This window comes from Actinoallomurus liliacearum, from assembly GCF_039542035.1.
Taxonomy (GTDB): domain Bacteria; phylum Actinomycetota; class Actinomycetes; order Streptosporangiales; family Streptosporangiaceae; genus Actinoallomurus; species Actinoallomurus liliacearum.
This window is the reverse complement of record NZ_BAABHJ010000032.1, coordinates 100,605-116,797: the sequence shown is the minus strand read 5'-3', so window position 1 is coordinate 116,797 and position 16,193 is coordinate 100,605. Positions and strand designations below refer to the sequence as shown.

At 71.3% G+C, this 16,193-nt stretch carries 12 protein-coding genes; 5 read left to right on the top strand and 7 right to left on the bottom strand.

The window, feature by feature from the left end; translation table 11 throughout:
* Nucleotides 1-213 precede the first annotated feature (213 nt).
* Nucleotides 214-1,500 (top strand): alkaline phosphatase family protein, encoded by a 1,287-nt coding sequence (locus ABD978_RS35760; RefSeq protein ID WP_345364587.1) that lies wholly within the window; start codon nucleotides 214-216, stop codon nucleotides 1,498-1,500.
* A gap of 38 nt (nucleotides 1,501-1,538) precedes the next feature.
* Here the strand turns inward: ABD978_RS35760 and ABD978_RS35755 are convergent, their stop codons facing one another.
* A complete protein-coding gene (locus ABD978_RS35755) occupies nucleotides 1,539-3,014 on the bottom strand; it encodes a flavin-containing monooxygenase (protein ID WP_345364585.1) in 1,476 nt (491 codons plus the stop codon).
* A gap of 97 nt (nucleotides 3,015-3,111) precedes the next feature.
* Here ABD978_RS35755 and ABD978_RS35750 point away from each other — a divergent pair, with 97 nt between their 5' ends.
* Nucleotides 3,112-3,741, top strand: coding sequence for a TetR/AcrR family transcriptional regulator (locus ABD978_RS35750; RefSeq protein ID WP_345364583.1), 630 nt, complete (start codon nucleotides 3,112-3,114; stop codon nucleotides 3,739-3,741).
* A gap of 143 nt (nucleotides 3,742-3,884) precedes the next feature.
* Nucleotides 3,885-4,433 carry a Uma2 family endonuclease gene (locus tag ABD978_RS35745; RefSeq protein WP_345364581.1) on the top strand — a complete coding sequence of 183 codons (549 nt, stop codon included), beginning with the start codon at nucleotides 3,885-3,887 and terminating at the stop codon, nucleotides 4,431-4,433.
* Nucleotides 4,434-4,450: 17 nt separating this feature from the next.
* On the opposite strand, the gene ABD978_RS35740 is transcribed toward ABD978_RS35745, so the two are convergent.
* Nucleotides 4,451-4,897, bottom strand: a complete 447-nt coding sequence (locus tag ABD978_RS35740) for a nuclear transport factor 2 family protein (protein ID WP_345364579.1) — start codon at nucleotides 4,895-4,897, stop codon at nucleotides 4,451-4,453.
* Between the two features lie 97 nt (nucleotides 4,898-4,994).
* On the opposite strand from ABD978_RS35740, the gene ABD978_RS35735 reads away from it, so the two are divergent.
* Entirely contained in the window at nucleotides 4,995-7,055 is a 2,061-nt protein-coding gene (locus tag ABD978_RS35735) for an ABC transporter ATP-binding protein (RefSeq protein WP_345364577.1), read from the top strand.
* A gap of 70 nt (nucleotides 7,056-7,125) precedes the next feature.
* On the opposite strand, the gene ABD978_RS35730 is transcribed toward ABD978_RS35735, so the two are convergent.
* The 4 genes from ABD978_RS35730 to ABD978_RS35715 form a co-directional block, all read right to left on the bottom strand.
* Nucleotides 7,126-7,566: a nuclear transport factor 2 family protein gene (locus ABD978_RS35730; RefSeq protein WP_345364575.1), complete on the bottom strand. Its 441-nt coding sequence runs from the start codon at nucleotides 7,564-7,566 to the stop codon at nucleotides 7,126-7,128.
* A gap of 55 nt (nucleotides 7,567-7,621) precedes the next feature.
* A complete protein-coding gene (locus tag ABD978_RS35725) occupies nucleotides 7,622-8,317 on the bottom strand; it encodes a TrmH family RNA methyltransferase (RefSeq protein WP_345364573.1) in 696 nt (231 codons plus the stop codon).
* 129 nt (nucleotides 8,318-8,446) lie between these two features.
* Complete coding sequence (locus tag ABD978_RS35720; RefSeq protein WP_345364571.1) at nucleotides 8,447-9,454, bottom strand: cytochrome d ubiquinol oxidase subunit II; 1,008 nt, start codon at nucleotides 9,452-9,454, stop codon at nucleotides 8,447-8,449.
* The gene (locus ABD978_RS35715; protein WP_345364569.1) at nucleotides 9,451-10,806 is read right to left on the bottom strand and encodes a cytochrome ubiquinol oxidase subunit I; all 1,356 of its coding nucleotides are present in this window, start codon (nucleotides 10,804-10,806) and stop codon (nucleotides 9,451-9,453) included. The genes ABD978_RS35720 and ABD978_RS35715 overlap by 4 nt, the downstream gene beginning before the upstream one ends.
* Before the next feature lie 184 nt (nucleotides 10,807-10,990).
* Between ABD978_RS35715 and ABD978_RS35710 the strand changes: the two genes are divergently transcribed.
* A complete protein-coding gene (locus ABD978_RS35710; RefSeq protein ID WP_345364567.1) occupies nucleotides 10,991-12,166 on the top strand; it encodes a winged helix DNA-binding domain-containing protein in 1,176 nt (391 codons plus the stop codon).
* A gap of 10 nt (nucleotides 12,167-12,176) precedes the next feature.
* Here ABD978_RS35710 and hrpA read toward each other — a convergent pair whose 3' ends face one another.
* Complete coding sequence (hrpA, locus tag ABD978_RS35705; protein WP_345364565.1) at nucleotides 12,177-16,043, bottom strand: ATP-dependent RNA helicase HrpA; 3,867 nt, start codon at nucleotides 16,041-16,043, stop codon at nucleotides 12,177-12,179.
* Nucleotides 16,044-16,193 lie beyond the last annotated feature (150 nt).

Below are 16,193 nucleotides of genomic sequence, written 5' to 3'. Positions count from 1 at the left end.
GTATCGGGCATTTGGTCAAGCACTTGCTTGGTATCGATTCGCCCGTGTGTCCCGGCGGGGTCCGGGCGCGGTCCCGCCCTCCCCGCGTGACCGAGGACGCCGTGCGGCTCCGCGCCGCTCCGTGTCCGGAACCGGCCTCATGATCGGCCGTTCGCGCTCGGCCGCAGCCGTCATACTCGGCTCGGCAACGGATCATCACGCTGGGAGGCGACGGTGGGCGAGGTCAGCCGACGCGGGTTCATCGCCGGGACGGCCGGGGCGGTGGCGGCGGGCGTCGTCGCCACGGAGCCACCGACGGAGGGCCGGGCGGAGGCGGCCGTACGCCTGCCCGCGCCGCAGCGGTCGGGCATCGACCACATCATCGTCGTGATGATGGAGAACCGCTCCTTCGACCACTACCTCGGCTGGCTGCCGGGCGCGGACGGCCGGCAGGCCGGGCTGACGTACACCGACCGCGACGGCGTGCCGCACGAGACGCACCACCTGACCGTGCCGCACGGCTGCGGCTTCAACGACCCCGACCACTCCTACGACGGCGGCCGGGTCGAGTTCAATGACGGCGCCTGTGACGGCTGGCTGCGCGCCGGGACGAACGACCTGCTCTCCATCGGCTACTACGAGGCCGCCGACCTGGGGTTCTACGGCCGCGCGGCGCGGGACTGGACGGTCTGCGACCGGTATTTCGCCGCCATGATGGGCCCGACGTTCCCCAACCGGTTCTTCCTGCACGCGGCGCAGACCGACCGGCGTACGACGTCGGTGGACAAGCTCGCCACCATGCCGACGATCTGGGACCGCCTGGCCGCCGGCGGCGTCAAGGGCCGCTACTACTACAGCGACGTGCCCTACACCGCGCTCTGGGGCACGCGGTATCTCGGGATCAGCCACCCGATCGCGGAGTTCTACGCGGCGGCCGCGACCGGGACGCTTCCCGCGGTCTCGTTCGTGGAGCCCGGCTTCCTCGGCGAGGCGGTGCCCGGCCTGTCCGAGGACGAGCACCCGCTGGCCGACATCCGCCTCGGCCAGCACTTCCTGGGCAAGGTGCACGACGCGGTGGTCGCCGGCCCCGACTGGTCCAGGACGGTGCTGGTCGTCACGTACGACGAGTGGGGCGGCTTCTTCGACCACGTCGCCCCGCCCGCCGGCCCGGACCCCAACCCCGACCTCGGCGCCGGCCTGCGCGGTTTCCGGGTGCCCTGCGTGGTCATCTCGCCGTGGGCCCGGCGCGGCCACGTGGCCCATCGCCTCTACGACCACACGTCGATCCTGAAGATGATCGAGTGGCGGTTCGGCCTGGACCCGCTGACCGTACGGGACGCGGCGGCGCGCAACCTCGCCGAGGTCCTCGACTTCACGCAGCGACCGCGGCTGAAGGTCCCGCGGTACGACGTCCCGCGCCCGCTGACCTTCGGCTGCGTCATCCCCGATCACTCCCATTCCGGGGAGGACTGGGCGGACCTGGCGGCGCTCGCCCGGCACCGCCGCTTCGCCACGCCGTAACGGGCGGGCACCGTTCGGCCGGGCCCGCCCCCGCCTCGTCAGGCCCGGACGGGCTTCCCGGCTCCGGCCGGGGTCAGGTCGTAGTCCTCCCGGCGGGCACGCCGGGTGCGCGCCCAGTACTCGAAGGTGAAGCCGGGCCACAGCGTGCGGTTGACGCCGTGCTCGTCGAGGTACCAGCTCGTGCAGCCGCCCTCGTTCCAGACCGCCCGGCGCAGCCTCTTCTGCAGGCGGTCGTTGAACCGTCGCTGGGCCTCGGGCCGTGCCTCGATCGCCTCGGCGTTCTCCCGCGAGAGCAGGCACAGGCAGCTCAGCACGTGCTGCACCTGCGACTCGATCATGAACACCACCGAGTTGTGGCCGAGCCCGGTGTTGGGGCCCAGGAGCAGGAAGAGATTCGGGAACCCCGCCACCGTCACGCCGTGGTGGGCCTCGATGCCGCCGGCCCAGGCCTCCTGGATCTTCAGCCCGTCCCGCCCGACGATGTGCTGCTCGGAGATCGCCTCGGTGACCTTGAACCCGGTGCCGTAGATGATGACGTCCACGTCGTACGCGGTGCCGTCCGCGGTCACCAGCCCGGTCTCGGTGATCTCCTTGATCGGCTCCGTCACCAGGTCGACGTGCGGGCGGGTCAGCGCCGGATAGTAGTCCGAGGACAGCAGGATGCGCTTGCATCCGATCGTGTAGTCAGGGGTGACCTTCGCGCGCAGCTCGGGATCGTCGATTTGCCGCTCGATGTGGCGGCGGGCCAACTGCTCCATCGGCCCCATGAGCCGCGGGTCGAGGGTGAATCCGACCGCCCGGGTCTCCAGCACCCAGTAGATCCCGTTACGGAAGGCGCGCTGCGCCCCGGGAACGTGCCGGAAGACGCGCCGCACCCGCTTGGACAGCGTGAAGTCGGGCTTCGGCTGGATCCACGGGGGCGTGCGCTGGAACACGTGCAGCCGGCCCGCCTCCTCGGCGACCCGCGGGATGAACTGGATCGCCGACGCGCCGGTGCCGATGACGGCGACCCTCTTCCCGGACAGGTCGGCCGACGGGTCCCACTGCGCGGAGTGGAAGGCCGTGCCCCGGAACCGCTCGGCACCGGGGATCTCGGGGATGGACGGCACGTGCAGCGCGCCGATCGCGGAGACGACGGCCTTCGGCGTGAGGACCTCACCGGACGCCAGGGTGACCCGCCAGTGACGTGCCGTCTCCTCCCACTCCATCGTCTCGACGGTACAGCCGAAGCGCAGGTGCGGGCCGAGGTCGTACTTGTCGACGCAGTGCCGCAGGTAGTCCCAGATCTCCGGCTGCGGGGCGAACATCCGCGACCAGTCGGGATTGAGCTCGAAGGAGAAGGAGTACATGTGCGACGGCACGTCGCACGCGCACCCGGGGTACTGGTTGTCGCGCCAGGTGCCGCCGAGGTCGTCGGACTTCTCCAGGATCACGAAATCGTGGAAGCCGGCCCGCTTGAGCTGGATGGCCATGCCGAGGCCACCGAATCCGGAGCCGATGATCGCGATCTTCACTGCGCCTCCTGGGCCGCCGTCGCTCTCTTTCGGGGTTACCACTAGTAAGTTACCAGCGGTAGGTTACCGCCGGTAGGTCGTGAGATAGAGTTCACATGTGATCCGCAACGACTCCGTGAAGCCGCGCCGCCCGCGGATGTCCCGCGCCGACCGCGAGCGGCAGATGCTCGACGTCGCCGAGGAGGTGTTCGCCGAGCGGGGCTACGGCGCCGTCTCCATGGAGGAGATCGCCGAGCTCGTGGGCCTGTCCAAGCCGATGCTGTACGAGTACTTCGGTTCGAAGGAGGGGCTGCTGCTCGGCGTCATCCGGAGGGCGCGGGGCGAGCTTCGCGAGGTCACCGAGCGCGCCGTCGAGGCGGGGGGAACGCCCGAGGAGATGCTGCGGCGCGGCTACATCGCCTACTTCCGGTTCAACGAGGCGCACCGCCGGGCCTGGCTCGTCCTCCTGCAGGAGCCGGTGCTGCTGCAGAGCGCGGCCGAGGAGATCGAGGGGATCCGCCGCCAGCAGAGCGAGATGATGGTCGGGCTGCTCGCCGTTCACCTGCCGGACCGGCCGCGTCGCGCCCTGGAGGCCTACGCCGAGAGCATCATCGGCGCCTGCGAGCGAATGGCCCTGTGGCGGGCGCGCAACCCCGAGGTCACCCCCGAAGAGTCCGCCGCCCACCTCATGGACCTCACCTGGACCGGCCTGGCGACCCTGAACTCTCCCGTCGCCGACGAATCCTGACGTGAGCTTAGGGTAGCCGATCGATTACGAAGAGTTGACTCGACAGGATTTTCGACTACGGTAAGTGCTGCTCCTGTCACCTTGTGTCCTCGCCCCTCGGAGGGAATGATGCACCTATGGCCGTTCAAGCCCTTGAGGTGCCCGTGGCTCGCAACGACGACATTCGAAGCGCCTTCCGAGAGGTCTGCGGCATCTTCCCGCAGCATCGGGTGGAGCTCGTCAACGGCCGGATCGTGGTGAATCCGGTGCCGACAGGGGACCACAACCGCATCGTCTACCGCCTGCTCTTGCAACTTCTCGCCGTGGTGCAGGGCCAAGGGTGGCAGATCTGGAACGACATCACGCTCTTCCTGGGACCGCAGCGGGATCGCTACCGGCCGGATCTGACAGTCGTGCCGGCCGAGCCGAAGATGTGGGCGAAGGACCATGTTCACGGCGACCAGGTGCTCCTCGTCGTCGAGGTGGTCTCGGCGAGCAGCGTGACCGACGATCACGAGGTGAAGCCACGGCAGTACGCGGCGGGCGGGGTGCCGCTCTGCCTGGTGGTGGACGTCTTCGCGCGGAAGGTACGGCTCCTGTCCCAGCCGGGGGCCGACGGCTATGAGCAGGAGACCGACGTCGCGCTCGGTCGCCCGCTCGATCTGCCGGAGCCGTGGAAGCTCACCATCGACACCGGGGCGCTCGCGGAGTGAGCGGGTCTGATGGACGATCAGCCGATCGTGCGCCAGCACTGCTCCTGGACCAGTTCGCGGCTGCGCCAGCCGTCGGGCGTACGGACCAGCCGGTGGTGGTACCAGCCGCCCCCGCGGACGAATCCGGGCGTGGTTGCGGCGACCGTCGACCGTGACGGGGAGAGGGTGTCGGCGAACGACGCGCTGACCCGTGCCTCATCGCCGTCGACCGTCATCGTCACCGCCCCGATCAGATGCTGCCGGCCGGGCCAGGCCGCCAGCACCTCGGCGAGCCAGCGCTTGACCGCGTCCCGGTCGCCCCGTACGCCGCCGGACGCGGAGAAGTCGATCAACGCGTCCGCCGTGAAGACCGAGTCGAGCAGCATCCAGTCCCCGCCGTCCACGGCGCGGACGTAGCGGGCGAGTAACTCGCCGAGCTCGAGCCGGTCGGCGATCTCCTGCACGTCCATTACCGGATCATCCATCTCGCCAAACGGACGATCAATACCCGAACCGTCCTAAGGCCGGTGATCTCTCCATGGCGGAGGGACACTGCGGTCGGCTGCCACTGGGGGAGGCACGATGCGACGTGGTTCGACCACGCGGGCGGGGAACGAGGGGCGCGATCAGCGGGAGAACGACGACCAGGCCCGTGCGGAACAGGACGGGAGCGGTCGGGACCGTGACGAGCAGGGCGGGGGCCGGCGGATCGGGCAGGTCCAGGACGACGCGCGGGAGGCGGGTGCGGGGGAGGGCGCCGTCGTCGGGGAGATGGCGGCGCTGCCCTGGCAGGCGCACTTGGGAGAGCTGGCGGCGACGAGTCTGGCGGGGATGAGCCGCCGGCTGCCCACTCTGGTCGGCGCGGCGATCCGCCTGGCCTGGCGGGCGAGCCGGTTCGACACGACGGCGACCGTCGTGCTCAACCTCGCCGCAGGCGTCTTCACGGCGTACGGGCTGCTGGCCACGTCCGGTGTCCTCACGGCGCTGTTCAGCGGCGGGGCGACGCCCGACCGGGTGCGGGCGGCCCTGCCGTCGCTGGCGCTGGTCGCGGGTGCGGCGGCGCTCCGCTCCGGGTTGCAGGCGGGGGCGGGGTGGGCGCAGGCCCGGCTCAAACCGAAGGTCAACCGCATGGTGGAGACCCGCCTGTTCGACCTGACCATGCGGGTGGACCTGACGGCGTTCGACGACACCGACTTCCACGACGCCATGCACCGGGCCCGCCAGCGTGGCCTGTACGAGGCGTCGGCGGTGGTCCAGGAGGCGATCGACATCCTGACCGGCCTGGTCGGGCTGACGGCCGCGGCCGGAGCGCTCGGCGTGCTCCATCCCGTACTGCTGCCGCTGCTGCTCCTCACGGCGGTGCCCGACGGATGGGCGGCGGCGCGGTCCGCCCGGATGCGTTACCTGACGATCTTCACGCTGTCCCCGGTGCGCCGGCGCAAGTGGGTCCTCGCGGACCTGATGGCCGATCGGGACTCCGCCGCGGAGATCCGCGCCTTCACGATGCGCGGCTTTCTCGGCCGCGAACACGACCGGCTCGGTGCCGAGGAGTGCGCGGTCCACGTCGGTCTGGCCCGCCGCCAGACGGTCGTGCAGGTGCTCGGTGAGATCGCCGGCGGGCTTGCGACCGGGGCGGTGTACGTCGTGCTCGGCGTCCTGCTCGCGACCGGGGCCCTGCCCCTGGCCGTCGCGGGAACCGCGGTGCTGGCGATCCGCAGCGGGAAGACCTCGCTCGCGTCGCTCCTGTACGCGGTCAACCAGTGCTACGAGTCCGGGTTGTACTTCGCCGACTACCTCGACTTCTGCGCCGAGGCCGAGCGCCGGATCCCCGAACGACGGACCGGGCCGGTGCCCGTGACCTTCGACTCGATCAGCACCGAGGACGTCTGGTTCACCTACCCGGGAGCGGAGGAGCCCAGCCTTCGCGGGGTGTCGGTCCGGATCCGCGCGGGGCAGGTCGTCGCCCTCGTCGGCGAGAACGGCTCCGGCAAGACGACCCTGGCCAAGATCCTGGCGGGTCTGTACCGGCCGGACGCGGGCGAGGTCCGCTGGGACGCCGACCGCCTGTCCGAGGTCGACCTCGAGCGTCTGCGCGAGAACGTCTCGGTGATTCCGCAGGACTACACCCACTGGCCCATGACGGCGCGGCACAACATCGCCATGGGCCGTACGCCCGACGATGCCAGGATCGCGGAGGCGGCCAGAGCCTCCGGGGCGGACGAGGTGATCGAGCCGCTCTCGCAGGGGTACGGCACGCTGCTCGACCGGCGTTTCAAAGACGGCCACGAACTGTCGGGCGGGCAGTGGCAGCGGATCGCGGTCGCCCGCGGCTTCTACCGCGACGCTCCACTGCTGATCTGCGACGAGCCGACCGCCGCTCTCGACGCGCGCGCGGAGCACGCGCTGTTCGAGCGGATCCGCGGCCATGCCGGCGGCCGCACGGTGCTACTGATCACGCATCGGCTCGCCAGCGTCCGCCACGCCGATCAGGTCTACGTCCTCGACCACGGCCGGGTCGTCGAGGAGGGGCCGCCCGCCGCGCTGCTGGCGGCCGGCGGCGTCTTCGGCGAGCTGTACGACCTGCAGGCGCGGGCGTACCGGCTGGAGGCCGATCAGCCGCGCGGACCGGGCCCCTCGCGGTGATCCGGCGACCCCGCCCGGGTCCGTCCGGGTGATCCGGCGACTCCGCCTGCCGGCCCGTTCTCGCCGCACGTCACACCGCGTCGGGGCCCGCAGGCGTGCTCCGATCGGACCAGACGGCGTCGAAGACGGCGGGGTCGAAGGGCAGCAACCGGCAGGCCGCGATCCGGCCGTCGCGTACGTGGTACAGGCCGACGGTCGACCAGGTGTGCTCCTCGCCCGCGATGACCGCGGTGCCGTCGGTCAGCGCGGTGATCCACTCGCCCTCGCCGGTGAGCACGTCGCGGTTGTGGAGGCGGAAGGTGCGGTCCGCGAGTTCCCGGCGCCTGCGGAAGTAGGCGAGCACGGCCTCCACGCCGTGGTGGTCGCCCGCGATCGCGTTGCGGCCGGGAATGTGCCAGGCGACGTCCTCGGTGAGGACCTCCCGCAGCGGCGCGTCGTCGCCGCCCGCATAGAACGCGTTCTGGGCGGCGTGTAGACGGTGGAGCAGGGCGACGGCGTACTCTCTGTCCACGTTCATCCCCTATCGGGACGGTCCCCGGCGGGGGAGACGATCGTCGTATCGAGGATCAGGCGGTGATGTGCCGCCGGATCCACTCGTACATCGCGACGCCGCTGGCCACCCCGGCGTTGATCGAGCGGGTCGAACCGAACTGGGGGATGTGCAGCACGACGTCGGCGGCCGCCCGGGCCTCTTCCGACAGGCCCGGTCCCTCCTGGCCGAAGAGCATCAGGCACACGGCCGGCAGCTCCGCGCTCTGGATCGGGCGGGATCCGGGCAGGTTGTCGATGCCGATGATCGGCAGGTCGCGCTCACGGCACCAGGCCACCAGGTCGCTGGTCGCCGGATGGTGCCGTACGTGTTGGTAGCGGTCGGTGACCATGGCACCGCGCCGGTTCCAGCGCCGGCGGCCGACGATGTGCACCTCCGCGGCGAGGAACGCGTTGGCGTTGCGGACGACCGCGCCGATGTTGAAGTCGTGCTGCCAGTTCTCGACGGCGACGTGGAAGGGGTGCCGCCGGGCGTCGAGGTCGGCGACGATCGCGTCGTTGCTCCAGTAGCGGTACTCGTCGACGACGTTGCGGCGGTCGCCGCCCGCGAGCAGCGCCGGGTCGAACCGCGGGTCGTCCGGCCAGGGCAGCGGATGCGGGCCGACCCCGACCTCGATCTCCGGCTCGGTATCGGTCGGCGGGACGGTCCCGGTCGGGGGGCCGATGCGGTCGTCGTGGTCCTGTGCGGGACGCGGTGCGACGTCGGACGTCATGGGCCCGAGCATAGAAGGTCATCGCGGCGGTCCCGACGCCCGCTGGCGGGAGCCGGGCGTCAAGCGGCCGGGCAGCGGGTTCGCCGGACGGCCGGGGCGTGTCGGGACGGCCGGACCGCCGGACACGCGCTACTTCGACGCGGCGTGCCTGCTCCGCTGGAACAGCGCGAAGAGCCAGACGAGCGACGGCACCAGGAGGATCAGCCCGATGAGCACCGAGGCGAGCGTGGCGTGCAGGACGCTGGCCTGGGCGGCGGCGTTGGACACTGTGACGTGCGGCGGCAGGAGGAGAGGGTACTGCGCGACGGGCCAGCCCCAGACGACCGCGGCGACCGCCAGGGCCGCGGTGAACCGCGCGAGGGCGTACCGCCGTGCCGCGAGCAGCGCGAGGGAGATGATCCCGGCGACCGCGGACAGGACGACGACGGGAAGGGCCTGGCCGGTCAGGCCGGCGTACAGGCGCGGCGCGTCCTCGCGGAGAACGAAGATGCCCCCGATGACGACGACGCCCGTGCCGATCGCGGAGCCGATCCCCCGGCGCCGGAACGCGTCCGCCAGATCCCTCTCGCCTTCCCTGCGAGCGTCGGCGGTGAGGTAGACGGCCGCGAGGTACGCGGTCGTCACGATCGCGAGCACCCCTCCCAGGAACGAGGTGGGGTTCACCCAGCTTCCGACGATGTCGCCCTTCGCGAGCCCGGCCGGAACCCGCCCGGAGGCCACGCCGCCCGCGATGGTGCCGAGGAAGAACGGGGTCACCACGGAGGACAGCGCGAAGGCGCCGCCGAACAGCCGCAACTGCCAGAGTTCGGTGCTGGCCTTGCGGAACGCGAACGCCGCCCCACGGGCGATGATGCCGAACGCGACCAGCGTCAGCGGGATGTACATGGTGGAGGCGACCGAGGCGAACACGATTGGGAAGCACGTCCAGAAGAGCACGAGAACGAAGATCAGCCATACGTGGTTGGCCTCCCAGACCGGCCCGATCGAGTGCTCGATGAGCCGGCGTTGCCCGTAACCGCGACGTGGGCCGCCGGCCAGGATGTCCCAGAACCCGCCGCCGAAGTCGGCGCCTCCCAGCAGGGCGTACATCGTGACCCCGGCCCAGGCCAGGGCCAGGAGGGCCTGTGCGGCGGTCACGGCGAGTACTCCTCGGTCCACCCCTCCTGCGGCGCGGTGACCCGCTGGCGTCGCAGCCGGTCGAGCACGTACACGGCCGCCACCGTCAGGACGGTGTAGACGGCCAGCAGCGAGAGCAGGCTGATCCACAGGCCCGGCACCGGGTTGACGGCGTCGGACGTGCGCATGAACCGCCAGACGATCCAGGGCTGCCGGCCCACCTCGGTGGTGACCCATCCGGCCTCCAGGGCGACGGCGGCGGCCAGGCCCGAGATCGACGCCAACCGCAGGAACCAGCGGGACCGCGGCAGGTCGCGGTGTCGCCACCAGGCGAGCGCCAGCCAGATCCCCAGCAGAACGAGCCCGAAGCCGATGGCCACCATGACCTGGAAGCCCAGGTGGACCGGGTTGATCGGGGGCCGGTCGGCGGGCGGAACCTCGTACAGACCGTGCACGACCGTGCTGGGCCGGTATCCGACGAGCAACGACAGCGCGTTCGGGACCCGCAGGGCGTATTGCATCCTCCCGTCGACGTACAGTCCGCCGATCGAGATGGGCACGTGCGACCCGGTCCGGTTGAGGCCCTCGATCGCGGCGAGCTTGGTGTGCTGGTTGGTCGCCAGGAATCTCGCGATCGAGTCGCCGACGATGACCTGCACCGGGGCGATGATCGCGGCGGTGGTGAAGGGGAGCAGGAACCCGATCCGGTGGTACCGGTCCCGGCGGCCGCGGAGCATGCCCACCGCGTAGACGCTCGCGATCCCGAAACCGGCGACCATGAAGGCGGCCAGGATCATGTGCAGGACCTGCCGGGGCATCGCCGGGTTGAACATCGCCGCCCACGGCCGTACGTGGACGGGGGTCCCGTTCACCAGGTCGAAGCCGCGGGGCTGGTTCATCCAGGCGTTCGCCGACACGATGAAGAACGCGGACGCGACGCCGGCCACGCAGACCGGCAGCCCGGTCAGCACGTGCCAGCGGCGCGGCAGCCGGTCCCACCCGTACAGGTAGATGCCGAGGAAGATCGCCTCGATGAAGAAGGCGAAGCCTTCGAGCGCGAACGGCAACCCCACGACCTGGCCGTACCTCGCCATGAGCCCGGGCCACAACTGACCCATCTCGAACGACAGGATCGTGCCGGACACCGCGCCCACGGCGAACAGCACTCCCATCGCCTTGGCCCAGCGGTGCGCGAGGCGGAGGTAGTCCTCGTTCCCGGTGCGGTGCCCACGCCACTCGGCGAACACCGTGAACGCGGGCATACCGACGCCGAAGCAGGCCAGGATGATGTGCCAGCCGAGGGAGAATCCCATCTGCCCACGCGCCGCCAGCAGGTTCAACGGGTTCCCCACGGCCGCGAACGCTTCGGGCATGGCGACTCCTCACGGTCTGCGGCCCGGTCACCGGTGCGGCCGGCGCCGCTGACCGGCCGTCCCCCGGAGGACGCCGTGCCGGACCGGCGCGTCATGGCGCCTCGTGTACCCAGGTAGTGTGATCGTCACTCTCGGTGATCTTCGTGAATCCCGAAGTGTCGGCCGAGTCCGTGATAATCGGCGGATGACTGTACGGGCGATCAAGGCCGAGGAACGCCGGGCGCGCCTCGGGGCACGGCATCTTCTCGCGGATCCGGCGGACACCGCCGTCGACGTCGCCCGCGCGCTGGTCGCGCTGCACGGCACCGACCCGGCGTCGGTGCACCTCGCCGCTGCCGCTCGGATGAAGGTCCCCGACGTCGGCGCCGTCGAGCGGGCGCTGTACGACGACCGGCTGCTGCTGCGGATGCTGGCCATGCGGCGGACGGTCTTCACCGTCCCGACCGAGTCGGCCCCGGTCGTCCAGGCGGCCTGCTCCGACGACGTGGCGCGGCGCGAGCGCCGGAAGAACCTGGGGTTCATCGAGCAGGCGGGCCTCGGCGGCGACGCCTGGCTTCGCGAGGTGGAGGAGGCCACGGTGGCCGCGCTGCGGGCCCGCGGCGAGGCGTTCGCCGCCGACCTGTCCGCCGACGTGCCGCGGCTGAAGGAGCGCATCCTGCTGTCCGAGGGCAAGGCGTACGAGGCCCGGCCGGCCATCGCCAACCGGGTGCTGCTCGTCCTGGCCGCCGAGGGCCGGATCGTTCGCGGCCGGCCGCGTGGCTCCTGGACGAGCAGCCAGTTCAGCTGGTCGCCGATCGAGGCGTGGCTGCCCGAGGGCCTGCCGCGCGTCCCCGTGGAGGAGGCGCGGGCCGAGCTGATCCGCCGCTGGCTCGGCGCGTACGGGCCCGGGACCGCCGCGGACCTGAAGTGGTGGACCGGGCTGACCCTCACCCAGGTCAGGAAGGCCCTGGAGGGGATCGCCGTCGAGCGGGTCGAACTCGACGGCGAGGACGGGTACGTCCTGGCCGACGACGTGGAGCCCGTGCCCGATCCGGGTCCCTGGGTCGCCCTGCTGCCCGCCCTGGACCCGACGGTCATGGGCTGGGCCGGGCGCGGCTGGTATCTCGGCGCGCACGGCCCGCTCCTGTTCGACCGCAACGGCAACGCCGGCCCCACGGTCTGGTGCGACGGGCGGGTCGTCGGCGGCTGGGCGCAGCGCCCGGACGGCGAGGTGGCCTACCGGCTGCTGGAGGACGTCGGCGCCGAGGCGGCCTCCGCCGTCGCCGCCGAGGCCGCCCGGCTCACCTCATGGCTGGGAGCCGTACGGCTCGCCCCCCGCGCCCGGGGCCGCTCCCGGATCGAGGCGGAACTCGTCGCCTGACCGGCGAGCTCTAAGGCGCGGTGGCCTGGTCGAGGGCCTTGAGGATGCGTTTCTCCGAGACGGGGTACGCGGTGCCGAGCTGCTGGGCGAAGAAGCTGACCCGCAGCTCCTCGATCATCCAGCGGACCTGCCGGATGTCCGCGTTGCCGGGCCGGGCGTCGCGGGCCCGGATGTAGGCGGCCTCGACCTGCTGGATCCGCTGCATGCGCTGGCGGTCGCCGTACGGGTCGTCGGAAAGCCTGTCGAGCCGGCGTTCGACCGCCCGCAGGTAGCGCAGGAGGTCGGGCAGCCGCCGGCGGCCGGTGGTGGTGACGAAGCCGGGATAGATCAGCCGGGACAGCTGCGCGCGGATGTCGGTCAGCGCGGGGATCAGCGTGGGGCTGTTCGTGCTCTTCAGCCTGCGGTCGATCTGGTGGGCCGCCGCCAGGACGCGCTGTACGTGGGCGAGGACGTCGGCGGCGGTGTCGGCGAGGTCGGCGCGGACGTGATCGGTGAGGCGCCGGAAGCCGGCCTCGTCCCAGGCGGGCCCGCCGCCCTCGGTGATCAGGTGGTCGGCCGCGCAGGCGACGCAGTCGTCGAGGAGCGCCGGGACGCCGCCGTGCGGATTGTGGCTGAGCACCAGCTTGGCCTGGTTGTCCAGCCTGCTCTGCAGGTATTTCAGCGGGGACGGGCTGTTCAGCAGGACGAGCCGCCGGGTGCCGCGCCACATGGCCCGCGCCTGCTCGGCCTCGGTGGCGTAGGTGCGCACGGCCACGCTGTCGCCCTCGTCGGTGAGCGCCGGGTACGCCTTGACGCGGCCCTGCTCGTACACCCGCGAGAGCGCGCCGATGTCCCAGGTGCGCAGGCCCTTCCGCTCGATGTCGTCGGCGGCCTTCGACAGCGTCGCGGACACCTTCGGCGCCAGGCGGCGCTTCAGCGCGGCGAGGTCCTTGCCCTCGGCGAGGGTCCGGCGGCGGTCGGTCACCCGATAGGTGATCTTCAGGTGGTCGGGGACGCGGGACAGGTCCCAGGCCTCGCGAGGGACCGTGACGCCGGTCATCGCGCGAAGCTCGCGCTCCAGGGCGTCGAGCAGCGGTCCCGAGCCGGGGGACATGCGCGCCAGGACCTCGCGGGCGACGTTCGGCGCGGGGACGAAGTTGACGCGCAGCTGCTTGGGCAGCGACCGGATCAGCTCGGTCACGAGGTCCTGCCGCAGGCCCGGGATCTGCCAGTCGAACTCCTCGCCGCCGACCTGGTTCAGCACCGGCAGCGGGATGTGCACGGTGACGCCGTCGGCGTCCGTGCCCGGCTCGAACTGGTACGACAGCGGGAACCGGTGCCCGTCCGCCTGCCAGGCGTCCGGGTAGTCGGCCTGGCTGACCTCCCCGGCGGCGTCGTTGACCAGCATGGAGGTCGAGAAGGTGAGGCGCTGCGGGTCGTCGTGCTGCGCCTTCTTCCACCAGGCGTCGAAGTGGCGTGCGGAGACGACGTCGGCGGGGACGCGCTCGTCGTAGAACGCGAAGAGGGTCTCGTCGTCGACGACGATGTCGCGGCGCCGCGCTCTGTTCTCCAGCTCCTCGGCCTGCTCGAGCAGCCGCCGGTTGTCGCGCAGGAACCGGTGGTGGGAGTCCCAGTCGCCCTCCACGAGCGCGTGGCGGATGAACAGCTCCCGGCACAGCTCCGGGTCGATCCTGGCGTAGTTCACCTTGCGCTGCGCGACGATCGGCACGCCGTACAGCGTGACCTTCTCGTACGCCATCACGGCGCCCTGGTTCTTCTCCCAGTGCGGCTCGCTGTAGGTGCGCTTGACCAGGTGGTCGGCGAGCGGCTCGACCCACTCGGGCTCGATCTTGGCGGCCATGCGCGCCCACAGCCGGGACGTCTCGACGAGCTCCGCCGCCATCACCCAGCGCGGCGGCCGCTTGGCGAGCGCGGAGCCCGGGAAGACGGCGAACCGGGCGCCCCGGGCGCCGAGGTACTCGCGCGGGCCGCGCCGGGCGTCGTCCTTGCCGCTGGTCTTCTTCTCGGTGTCGAGCAGGCCGATGTGCGACAGCAGGCCCGCCAGCAGCGACACGTGGACGCGTTGCGGGTCGGCGGGGGTGGTGTTCAGCGTGACGCCGAGGTCCTTGCCGACCTGCCGCAGCTGACCGTAGATGTCCTGCCACTCGCGGATGCGCAGGTAGTGGAGGTACTCCTGCTTGCACAGCCTGCGGAACTGGTTGCCCGACAGCTCCTTCTGCCGCTCCCGTAGGTAGTTCCAGAGGTTGAGGTAGGCCAGGAAGTCCGACTCCTTGTCGGCGAACCGGGCGTGCTGCTGGTCGGCGGCGGCCCGCTTGTCCGCCGGGCGCTCGCGCGGGTCCTGGATCGACAGCGCGGCGGCGATGACCATGACCTCGTGCACGCAGCCGTTCCGGTCGGCCTCCAGCACCATGCGGGCCAGCCGCGGGTCGACGGGCAGCTGCGCGAGCTTGCGGCCCAGCGACGTCAGCCGCTCCCCGTCGAGCGCGCCGAGCTCCTGCAGGAGGTTCACGCCGTCCTTGACGTTGCGGCGGTCCGGCGGGTCGATGAAGGGGAAGTCGAGGATGTCGCCCAGGCCCAGATCCGTCATCTGCAGGATGACCGAGGCGAGGTTGGTGCGCAGGATCTCGGCGTCGGTGAACTCCGGGCGGGCGAGGAAGTCCTCCTCGGAGTACAGCCGGATGCAGATGCCCTCGGAGACGCGGCCGCAGCGGCCCTTGCGCTGGTTGGCCGACGCCTGCGAGACCGGCTCGATCGGCAGTCGCTGGACCTTTGTACGGTGGCTGTAGCGCGAGATGCGGGCGGCGCCCGGGTCGATGACGTACTTGATGCCCGGCACGGTCAGCGACGTCTCGGCGACGTTGGTGGCCAGGACGATGCGCCGGCCGCGGTGCGCCTGGAAGACCCGGTGCTGCTCGGCCGTCGACAGCCGGGCGAACAGCGGCAGCACCTCGGTGTTCTTGAGTTTGCGCTTCTCCAGGGCGTCGGCGGTGTCGCGGATCTCCCGCTCGCCGGACAGGAACACCAGGACGTCGCCCGGCTGTTCCAAGGCGAGCTCGTCCACCGCCTCCAGGATCGCCTGGACCTGGTCGTCGTCCTCCTCGACCGGCCGGTAGCGCACCTCCACCGGGTAGGTGCGGCCGGACACCTCGATGATCGGCGCGTCGTCGAAGTGCTTGGAGAACCGCTCGGGGTCGATCGTCGCCGAGGTGATGATCACCTTGAGGTCGGGGCGCTTGGGCAGCAGGCGCTTGAGGTAGCCCAGGATGAAGTCGATGTTCAGGCTGCGCTCGTGCGCCTCGTCGATGATCAGCGTGTCGTAGCGGCGCAGCATCCGGTCGCGGGACATCTCCGCCAGCAGGATGCCGTCGGTCATGAGCTTGACCAGCGTGTCCTCACCGGAGTGGTCGGCGAAGCGCACCTGGTAACCGACGGTCTCGCCCAGCTCGGTGTCCAGCTCCTCCGCGATCCGGTCGGCGACCGTCCGCGCCGCCAGCCGGCGCGGCTGGGTGTGCCCGATCAGCCCCTTGACGCCCCGGCCGAGCTCCAGGCAGATCTTGGGCAACTGGGTGGTCTTGCCGGACCCGGTCTCACCGGCGACGATCACGACCTGGTGGTCCGCGACGGCCTTGAGGATCTCGTCCTTCTTCTGGCTGACCGGCAGCGCCTCGGGATAGGTGACCGCCGGGATCGAGGCCCGGCGGCGCGCGACGCGGCGCTCCGCGGCCTCCACCTCCGCGGTGACCTCCGCGAGGATCTTGTCCCGGGCCTCGGCGGCGCGCACCTTGCGCAGTCCGTCGAGACGACGACGTAGCCGATGCCGGTCGCGCAGCATCAGCTCGGGCAGGCGGGTCTGCAGGTCGGTAATCGAAGATCCCATCGCAACCGGAAGGATAGGCAGGCAGCCGGACAAGTCCAGCCTCCGGCGTCCACCGTGCCCGATCGGCGGACATCGCGCCACCCGATTTCCGCCGCCCTCAGGCCGGCGGACCGGGGCCACCCTTCCAACACCGGTTCGTCGTGATCTGTT

Bases quoted from the DNA above. Each gene is read 5' to 3' on its own strand.
- ABD978_RS35740 (WP_345364579.1), bottom strand. From the start codon at position 4,897: ATGGATGATCCGGTAATGGACGTGCAGGAGATCGCCGACCGGCTCGAG.
- ABD978_RS35735 (WP_345364577.1), top strand. From the start codon at position 4,995: ATGCGACGTGGTTCGACCACGCGGGCGGGGAACGAGGGGCGCGATCAG.
- ABD978_RS35725 (WP_345364573.1), bottom strand. From the start codon at position 8,317: ATGACGTCCGACGTCGCACCGCGTCCCGCACAGGACCACGACGACCGC.
- ABD978_RS35715 (WP_345364569.1), bottom strand. From the start codon at position 10,806: ATGCCCGAAGCGTTCGCGGCCGTGGGGAACCCGTTGAACCTGCTGGCG.
- ABD978_RS35710 (WP_345364567.1), top strand. From the start codon at position 10,991: ATGACTGTACGGGCGATCAAGGCCGAGGAACGCCGGGCGCGCCTCGGG.
- hrpA (WP_345364565.1), bottom strand. From the start codon at position 16,043: ATGGGATCTTCGATTACCGACCTGCAGACCCGCCTGCCCGAGCTGATG.